The 2,076-nt window shown below is 32.7% G+C and carries 2 protein-coding genes; both read right to left on the bottom strand.

The genetic code is table 11. The features are described 5' to 3' along the window. Positions 1 to 75 precede the first annotated feature (75 nt). Positions 76 to 438, bottom strand: coding sequence for a response regulator (locus HNS38_RS19955; protein WP_172346995.1), 363 nt, complete (start codon positions 436 to 438; stop codon positions 76 to 78). A 2-nt stretch (positions 439 to 440) separates the two neighbouring features. Next, positions 441 to 1,844 (bottom strand): PocR ligand-binding domain-containing protein, encoded by a 1,404-nt coding sequence (locus tag HNS38_RS19950; protein ID WP_172346994.1) that lies wholly within the window; start codon positions 1,842 to 1,844, stop codon positions 441 to 443. Positions 1,845 to 2,076 lie beyond the last annotated feature (232 nt).

The following is a 2,076-nucleotide window of genomic DNA, read 5'->3' as shown; positions in this document are numbered from 1 at the left end:
CCATAAGCAAATGCTTAGCTCCACGGCTTAGGGCTGAAAACGATGCTTAATTGTTGGCACCAGTTATTATCGCAATCAAGCTTCATTAATTGCTGTTTCAATCTCATTTAAATTAAAGGGCTTTTTAAAGTATTTATGAATTAATCCATTATCAAGGGCTTTTCTTATTTCTTCTGTAATTTCAAATCCAGTCAGAATATAAAATCTTTTGTTAGGATATTTCGCCTTTGCTTTTTGTATAAACTCTATCCCATTCATATTGGGCATTTTCATATCGCTTATTATTACTTTTGTGTCAGGATTCTCATCTAATAATTTCAATCCATCTAAACCACTATAACCCGTTAATACATTATATTTTCCTGAAAAATTAATTTTAAATAATGTTGTATTAACTTCTTCATCGTCAACGTATATAATTTTTGTCTTTTCTTCCATAATCAAGTCGTTTTTGATAGTGATATTATTACTGTAGTTCCTTTGCCTAATTTCGATTTGAACGATAACTCTCCTTTATGCTCTTTAATAATGTTGTAGCATATTGACAAACCCAATCCGGTTCCTTTTCCTGGTTGTTTTGTCGTGAAAAATGGGTCTGTAATTTTCTTTAGATTTTCAGAACTTATACCTTCGCCATTATCCTTTACTGTAACTTCTATGTTGTCATGAGTTGTTTTGGTTCCAATAGTAATCTCCCCTTTTTGATGAATAGCTTGAACGGCATTGCTTAAAACATTAAGAAAAACTTGATGTAGTTTACCCGAATTACCAGTTATTAATATCTCAGAATCACAGTAGTCTTTCTTGACAGATATGCGATGTTTTGTCTGATTGTGTAACATTGTTAAACAATTATCTATTATCGAATGTATTTCACAATCCTCATTTAGCGATTTGCTATTTCGGCTAAAATAGTTTAGTCCAGTAACTATATTTGCTGCTCTGTCAACTCCTGTTTTTAAACTATCTATCAAAACGGATAGTGTTTCAGAATTGTCTTGATACGATTTTTGAGAGTGAATTTTATTTAAACCCACGTAAGCCCCCATAATATAGTTTAAGGGATTGTTAATTTCATGGGCAACACCTGCAGTAAGAATACCTAATGATGCCATTTTTTCAGATTGAATAAGTTGTGCTTGCGCTTCCTTTAGTTCATTTAATGTTGTTTTTAACGATTGGTTTTGTTTATTTATTATTTCGCTTTTATCATGCAACTCTTCATTTGTTGCCCTTAATTCCTCTATTGCTGCTTCAAGCTCTTCAGTTTTTTCTTTTACTAGAATCTCTAAGTGTTCTTGATGTATTTTTAATTGTAAATTTTGATATGCTTTATCAGAAAGTTCATTTGCAAAAATAAATAATGAGTTAACCACTTTTTTAAATTGCTCCAATGGCATTCTTGTTACCTTTTGCAATTCATTCTTAAACTCATTCTCATCTGCACCGATTTCTTTTGCATACTTTAATATTCTCTTTTCATCCGAGTCCTTATTTAGAACCTGACCAATGAGCCAATTTGCAATATGTTTACCATCAACGGAAATACTCGCACCCCCATCCCAAAGTCCACCACTTAAACATTTTTGATAGATAGGTCCTTCCTGATTTTGCCTACCAATGACAGCATCAGAATTATAGCAATTTGATAAACCTTTTTTTGTTTTTCGTATCAACAAGCATAAGCTGCAAAAGTTACTCGGTTTAGTAATAGGAGTTCCGTCAGGTTTGGTAATTACAGAGGCAACCCCTGTTGCATCAGAGAAAGAATCCTGAAAGCGTTGAATTGTTTCAATGTCAATAAGGTCTGTAAATTCAATATTTAAGAATTTTTCATTTAACATGATACAATATACTAAAATATTTCAAGTCTACGATACTGTGCATTCTTAATTGGTGCCAACGTGTGGCTATATAATTACGTGGCGGATTTCTCAGCCCTAATCTTTCTGCCAACGAATATACTAATTTATTTGCCATAATCTTAAAACTTCAGCCCTAAACCCGCCATGAAATATATAGCGTGTTGAACTAAACCTCCCCAAAGGGAGGTAGCTTTCGATTTAAATTCGTATT

The organism is Lentimicrobium sp. L6 (assembly GCF_013166655.1).
Taxonomy (GTDB): domain Bacteria; phylum Bacteroidota; class Bacteroidia; order Bacteroidales; family UBA12170; genus UBA12170.
This window is presented reverse-complemented; position numbering and strand designations above follow the sequence as displayed.

Bases quoted from the DNA above. Each gene is read 5' to 3' on its own strand.
- HNS38_RS19955 (WP_172346995.1), bottom strand. From the start codon at position 438: ATGGAAGAAAAGACAAAAATTATATACGTTGACGATGAAGAAGTTAAT.
- HNS38_RS19950 (WP_172346994.1), bottom strand. From the start codon at position 1,844: ATGTTAAATGAAAAATTCTTAAATATTGAATTTACAGACCTTATTGAC.